Source organism: Paraburkholderia podalyriae (genome assembly GCF_014397785.1).
Classification (GTDB): Bacteria; Pseudomonadota; Gammaproteobacteria; order Burkholderiales; family Burkholderiaceae; genus Paraburkholderia; species Paraburkholderia podalyriae.
This window is the reverse complement of sequence record NZ_VZQQ01000136.1, coordinates 1-6,351: the sequence shown is the minus strand read 5'-3', so window position 1 is coordinate 6,351 and position 6,351 is coordinate 1. Positions and strand designations below refer to the sequence as shown.

5 protein-coding genes and 1 pseudogene are annotated in these 6,351 nt (G+C 62.8%); 3 read left to right on the top strand and 3 right to left on the bottom strand.

What is annotated here, in order from left to right; genetic code table 11:
- Nucleotides 1-534 precede the first annotated feature (534 nt).
- The gene (locus F6X42_RS43630; RefSeq protein ID WP_222945912.1) at nt 535-1,092 is read left to right on the top strand and encodes a M28 family peptidase; all 558 of its coding nucleotides are present in this window, start codon (nt 535-537) and stop codon (nt 1,090-1,092) included.
- A 100-nt stretch (nt 1,093-1,192) separates the two neighbouring features.
- Nucleotides 1,193-1,417, top strand: a complete 225-nt coding sequence (locus F6X42_RS43625; protein WP_222945911.1) for a M28 family peptidase — start codon at nt 1,193-1,195, stop codon at nt 1,415-1,417.
- 68 nt (nt 1,418-1,485) lie between these two features.
- On the opposite strand, the gene F6X42_RS41305 is transcribed toward F6X42_RS43625, so the two are convergent.
- Entirely contained in the window at nt 1,486-3,990 is a 2,505-nt protein-coding gene (locus F6X42_RS41305) for a spermine/spermidine synthase domain-containing protein (protein WP_187639538.1), read from the bottom strand.
- Nucleotides 3,991-4,087: 97 nt separating this feature from the next.
- Nucleotides 4,088-4,819, bottom strand: a complete 732-nt coding sequence (locus F6X42_RS41300; RefSeq protein ID WP_187639537.1) for a protein-L-isoaspartate(D-aspartate) O-methyltransferase — start codon at nt 4,817-4,819, stop codon at nt 4,088-4,090.
- Between the two features lie 784 nt (nt 4,820-5,603).
- Between F6X42_RS41300 and F6X42_RS41295 the strand changes: the two are divergent.
- Nucleotides 5,604-5,882 (top strand): annotated as a pseudogene (locus tag F6X42_RS41295) (alpha/beta fold hydrolase); the annotation flags it as partial.
- Between the two features lie 269 nt (nt 5,883-6,151).
- Here the strand turns inward: F6X42_RS41295 and F6X42_RS41290 are convergent.
- On the bottom strand, nt 6,152-6,351 hold a 200-nt coding region (locus F6X42_RS41290), incomplete at its 5' end, for a helix-turn-helix transcriptional regulator (RefSeq protein WP_187639536.1).

Here is a 6,351-nt window from a genome sequence, read left to right as displayed (position 1 = left end):
GCCTCCGTGCCGGAAATCGCCGGGTGTGGCGCTGTCCACACCGTGCGGCTCTGGCAGCAATGCTAACCCGCGTCTGATTCGTCACGGCTGGCCAGCCCCTGCCTCACGGAAAGTCATACTGCCTTGGTAATTTGTTCAGGCATCGAATCGGCTCCCTTAACCATTGCGTGATATAGGCATCGGCTCATTCACGGGCGGCACCAGACGCCCGCGGAACCTGAATTGAGCACTTCCGCTTCAGCGTGACGGTGGGCGAGAGATCCCGTCAGCCAGAATATCCGTCGCCAGTCTCGATTGAAAAACGTTATCGGTCCGCATCCACGCACGCATTGAGCCTTGAATTCTCGCGGCTGACAGCTAGGCTGAAACCATCGAGCGGCGACACGACGCTTTTACTGTGACCGTGACCGTGGGCGGGCGAGCGGAAATCCGCGCATCGCACGCGTCGACACACACCGAACCGCCCAGCTGCAACCGGTCCAGCTTCGAGTCGATCACGACGTGTGCGGAGGAAGTCGTATGCGGACTCCGAGCGTGTCCGACCTGACTGCGGCGTTGCAACGCCATGTGAACATCCTTGCTGGAGACATTGGCGTGCGCAACGTGCTCCGCCCCGCTGCGCTGCACGCTGCTGCCGACTATATCGAACGGCAATGGGCGATACGTGGCTGTGCGGTGACGCGCCAAAAGTATCTGGTACGGGGCGTCCAGTGCGCGAACGTCGAGGCGGCGCTGCCAAGCTGTCTTGAGCCTGACGAAATCATCGTACTGGGTGCGCATTACGACACGGTGCCCGGCAGTCCGGGGGCCGACGACAACGCCAGCGGCGTCGCGGCGCTGCTCGAGACGATGTTCCTGCTTCAGGCGTTTGCGCCCCAGTACTCCATACGCTGTGTCGCGTTCGTGAATGAGGAGGCGCCGTTCTTCTTCCGCCGCGACATGGGAAGCCTGCGGTATGCGAGGGCGGCACGTCTGCGCGGGGATCGCATTCGCCTGATGCTGTCGCATCGAGATGCTGGACTACTACCGGGACGAGCCAGGCACCCAGGCGTATCCGCCGCTGCTGCGATGCTTCTATCCGTCAAGCGGTAATTTCATCGGCTTCGTTTCCAACCTTCGCTCGGCGCAGCGACTGAGATGGCTAACCAACGCGTTTCAGGCCTCGTCGGATTTTCCGCTGCAACGCGCGGCGTTGCCGTGGTGGGTGCCGGGCGTCGCGCTGAGCGATCACTCAACTTTTTGGCGCGAAGGCTTTCCGGCTGTGATGGTCACGGACACCGCGTACCTGCGCAACCCACACTACCATACCGCGCACGACGTCCCCGCGACGCTCGACTATGGCCGCATGGCTGCCGTGACGCTCGGGCTCGCAGCGAGCGTCGCGTCGCTCACGCCCGCCGGACCCGGCATGCGGTGAGTCCAATCCTGCTCGGGAGCACGCGGGCCCGTTGGAAACCACGCCGAATCAAACCGGATCATGCCGGATCAAGGATAGGCAGCCGCCGCAGCAAGATAGAGCAAGACCGCTATCACGACCACTGCGGTAAAGCCCAGATGAATTGCCAGTACCGTCGCCAGAACCGCAGCCATCACGGAAGTGCACGCGTTGACGCCCCAGGCCCACGGCACGAGCATTTCGGCGCCGGCAGCAACGCGGCTGAGCCCCAGCGGAAAGGGCATCCCCATCGCAAACGCGAGCGGCGCGACGAGCAGCACGGCGATCACGATCCTGGCCGGATCGGATAGCGGGATCAGCAACGGGAACAGAGCGGGGAGCACAAGCAGGTAGAAGGACGAGATGGCGGAGATCGCACCGATGGCCGTCGCCGCGACCGACCAGCGATTCGTGTTCTTGCACGGCTGCGGCGCGTAGCCGGCCAGGAGCGCCTCGCGGCCCTGCAGGTGTTGCGTGTACCGGCTTCCAAGTCCCGCGAACGAAAGGAACGCGCATAGCACGACGGCGACAGCGTAGAGCGGGTGACTCAGGAGCAGGATGAACTTCTGGATGAACGCGATTTCGATGAACATGAAGGCGAAGCCGATCGCGACGAAATATATCGCGACCCTACATCCGGAAATCGCCGCCACCGAAGCAGCGGCGTTACCGCGGGAGGTAGCCTTTAAGAGCGGCGAACCATGCGCCGTGCGCTGGCGGCGCGTCATTACCCAGAGAGGAAAGAGGATCAATGCCATGGCCGTCAACGTGGCCTGAAGCAGCGTCGCGATCAGTACCGGATAGCCCCATTCCAGCAAGGGCAGGCCACCTCGCCCCTTCAACGCGAGAAACTCAGGCAGCGACCGCCATTTGAAGAAGTGAAAGAAGTACGGCTTGTCGTCCGTGGCGGGGCGGACGTCGAACTTGTAGCGTGCCCAGAACGTGTCTCGCCCGGGGCTCAGCAGAGCGCGCGCGGCTTCGAAGAAGTAGGGTCTTTCAAGCACATTGTAGCGATTCGCTTCGTCGGCCTGCATCCCCGGGTAGTATCCGACGTCGAACGAACGGGCGCGGCAGAAGGTGCCCAGCGCGGCGATGTCCGCGTCATCGAACTCGCCGTTCTTGACCAGCAGCGTCGCGGTATTCCAGCCGCGGATCAGCACGAGCCGACGAAACGGTTGCGTCACGCCGGTGCTCTCCATCGCCAGGACACCCGTCGCAAACAGCTTCAGGACGTCGCGCGGGGGCAGCGTGACCCAGCGCGTGATCGCCAGCATGCCACCCGGGTTGAGATGGCGCAGATAGTCCTGAAACGCCTGCACGGTGTACAGGTAACTCTCGGAAAGTGCGTAAAGGCCGGCCGAGGAGGCGCTGAACGAATCCAGCAAAGCGACCTGGATGAGATCGTAGCGCTCGCTGCTCGCGGCGACGAAACCCCGCGCTTCGCCGATCATCATGCGAACGTTGGATGCGCTGTAAGGCTTGCCGGAAAAATCGGCGAAGCGGCGCTGCACCGCGTCGACTATCTGCGGATTCAGTTCTACCGCGTCGATTGCGCTCGCTTCGTGGTACAGCGCCTGCAATACGTCGACTCCAGCGCCGCTGCCAAGCACGAGGACTTTGGGCCGCCGCAGCAAATGATAAGGAAGCGCGGAGGTCAGATAGTCAAGGTAACCGAGCGGTTCCCGCCGTCCGTCATAGCGATTGAGCGCGGACAGTCCGTCGCCGTCGGTAAACACGCCGAGTTGCGGCGGCGGCTCCATCGTCGCGTTGAGGCTCAGCCCGGGCGCATGCCGGAAAGGAATCAAGGGGCTCTCCACCACCGTGACGAGACCCAGCGGGCTCGAGCTTTCGGCGACCACGTGCGCGTCCTTGATGCGCAGGGCCTGGCTCAATTCCTTGTACTCCGACGGCCGCAATGCGAGCCAGTCGCGCGGCAGGCCGACGGCCAACACGGTCGCGGCGCCGAGCAACAGGGCCGGCAACCACGGCCGGTGCCAGCGGCATTCGACACATGCCAGCGCCGCTGCCGCAATGCCCGCAGCACCCAGTAACCGTAGCGCATCCAGTGGCCGGAGCGCGAATAGCACGCCAATGATTGCGATGCTGCCCAAGCCCGCCCCGCCGATGTCGAAACTGTAAATGCGGGGAATCTGATCGTTGAACCGCGTGAACGTGAGACAGACGCTGGTCGCGGCGCAAAAGAAAGGAACGAAGAGGAGCAGATAGATCAGGAGCAGGCGCAAAGGTTCGCGCGGATCCCACAGAATCTCCAGCGGGTTGAACGCGACACGCTGAGCGAAAGCGAACGAGGCAACCGAAAGAACGCCGAACAGAAATGCGCTGCCGACGAACACGGCTGCGAACCGGGGCGCGAGCCAGCGTTGCGCCAGCGCAACCATCGCGCCGGCTGCTCCGTAACCCAGCAGGGCGACGCTGATCATCATGTACGCGAAGTGATGCCATTGAATGATCGAAAAGAGTCGCATCAACAGGAGCTCGTAAGCAAGCACTGCGGCCGAGAGCAGGGAGAGGGCGAACAACGGCGCGGCGGGCATGATTGCGTGTACCTGAAGGGGGTGGAGGACGGGGACGCTTAGCCCATGCTGATGGGGGGCGCGTTGTCCCTTTGCGTCGCCTGATTCCCGCGCAGAATCAGTGCCCGACGAGCGGCACGAAGCTGACGGGCAGAATCTGTCGGGTGGAGACGGTCCCGTCGTTCGCCTTCGTGATCAGCAGCAGATACTGTGTCAGAAACGGCGCGCCTACCGGAATGACAATCCTGCCGCCCGGCTTCAACTGCCGCACGAGAGCAGGAGGGACATGGCTCGCGGCGGCCGTGACGATGATGGCGTCGTAGGGTGCGTGGGCTTCCCACCCGTAATAGCCGTCTCCCACCGTGGTGTTCACCCGCTTGTACGCGAGCCGCTGCAGGCGCTCCTGTGCCACCTTGCCCAAAGGCTCGATGATTTCGATCGTATATACTACTCGCGCGAGTGTCGAGAGGATCGCCGCCTGGTACCCGGAGCCGGTGCCGACCTCCAGCACGACATCAGTGGGCTTGATCATCATCAGGTCGGTCATCAGCGCGACAATGTACGGCTGCGAAATGGTCTGGCCATAGCCGATGGGAAGCGGCCGGTTCTCGTAGGCGTCGCGCTCCTCGCCAGGCCGGACGAACTGGTGGCGGGGCACCTGGTCCATCGCGTCGAGCACGCGCGGATCGATGGCGGGTCTGCCGGTTGCGGCGAAGGTTTCGGCCGTGAGATCCGCGATGTCGTTGATCATTTTCGCACGAAGGGGCGCAAAATCGTCGGCCGCGTGAATGCCGCAAGACATCCACACCAGAGCAATCGCTGGAATCAGGGTGCGCAGCCAGCGCAGCATGACTGGTTTCACCGTGCCGCCCCTGTTGCCTGACGTGCTGCAATTCTACGCCCGCGCACGCGCGGTCGGACAGGGCGCGCCCGGCCCGCCGCGTGTCAGGCGCAGCCCCCGAGCTCGTCGCCCAATGGCGGCGGCATGCGCTGATACAGCTGACTGACGTCTGAATGAGGATGCCCGGCTCGGGCCACTTCACCGCATGGAAGTGGCTACCAGCGCGCGTCGCATTAACCGTCGCATTAACGATGCAATGGCCTTGATTCCGGAATGCGCGAGCGCATCGCTTCACAACGAAAAACCTCGACACCCGTGAGTGCCGGAGTGTAGCGCTTGCCGCGTGTCAGACATCATCGCTGCGAGCTCTGCGCAACTTCCGACGTCAAGAAAGACCCGCCGGTCTAACAGAAGAGATCTGTTGTAACACTCAAAGCGCCGAACGACTATTGGACCTCGCATGGGATTCGCCCAATGGCGAGCAAACAGGAAACCGAATGGCCGGAGAGCCGTTGAGAGCGGTCTTTGATCTCTCGCAACCGCATACGTCCGTTCCGGGTCGATCAGGGACGCTCGGGACGCACGCCCTGAGCGCTTGGCGTACGAAAAAATCCCTTGATTGACGGCACCCCTGATGGCACATGGCGTGATCCTCCGAGATTCGGCCCGCTGGTTCAGCATGAACGATTCGTGCGCGAATTTAGCGGTGCAACGAAGGCACGTGTGAATACCGAAAGAAGACTGGCAAGCCTTTCGGCGCTTTCCGTGGATTGTTTATAGTCGACACGCCAGCACGCAGCCTGTTTATGATGAATTGAGCCAGTTGCGGATGCCGACGCTGCTGCTGATCGGGCAGAAGGACACCAACGCGATCGGCAAGGACGCTGCGCCGCCGGAAGTGCGTGCGAAGCTCGGCCATTATCCGGGGTTCGGCAAGGCGGCCGCGAAAGCGATTCCGCATGCAACCCTCGTCGAATTCGCGGGGTTGGGGCACGCGCCGCAGATGCAGGACCCGCAAGCGTTTTATCAGGCGCTGCTGGATGGGATCGCGGCGGTGCCGGCGAATCGGTGAGCGTTCAAAAGGCTTTCTGTCCCGCCCCCGTACTCCGACGTCGTTCACCGCTAGGCGAAACTTCTTGGCGGCTACTTTATGGTTCTTCGCGGATTTCAAGGGGGACGCTCGCGGACAGGCTGTAGTCCTTCGGCCACCTGCGGTCATCCATCGGCCGTAGACGCCGGACATTCGATGGGCTGTAGCGGTCTCGATAACGGACATTCCTGGTGAGTGCGGATCGCATAGGAACGCGCGTCCACATCTGAGAACAGCCTGTTTGAGCCGCCTCATGCGCCGTTCGCGACCGCCTGCACGTCGCGCGCATACTGCGTGGGCGGCCGACCGACGTGCCGCGTGAAAGCGACGCTGAAGGTGCTGGCTGAACTGTAGCCGACGCGCTGCGCAATCTCGGCGATGCGGCCTTCATGACGACGCAGCAGGTCCTTCGCGAGTGCCATGCGCCAGGCGAGCAAATATTCCATCGGCG

What these genes read in the sequence shown, in the direction of transcription:
- F6X42_RS41305 (WP_187639538.1), bottom strand. Translation starts at nt 3,990, where the DNA reads ATGCCCGCCGCGCCGTTGTTCGCCCTCTCCCTGCTCTCGGCCGCAGTG.
- F6X42_RS41300 (WP_187639537.1), bottom strand. Translation starts at nt 4,819, where the DNA reads ATGCTGCGCTGGCTGCGCACCCTGATTCCAGCGATTGCTCTGGTGTGG.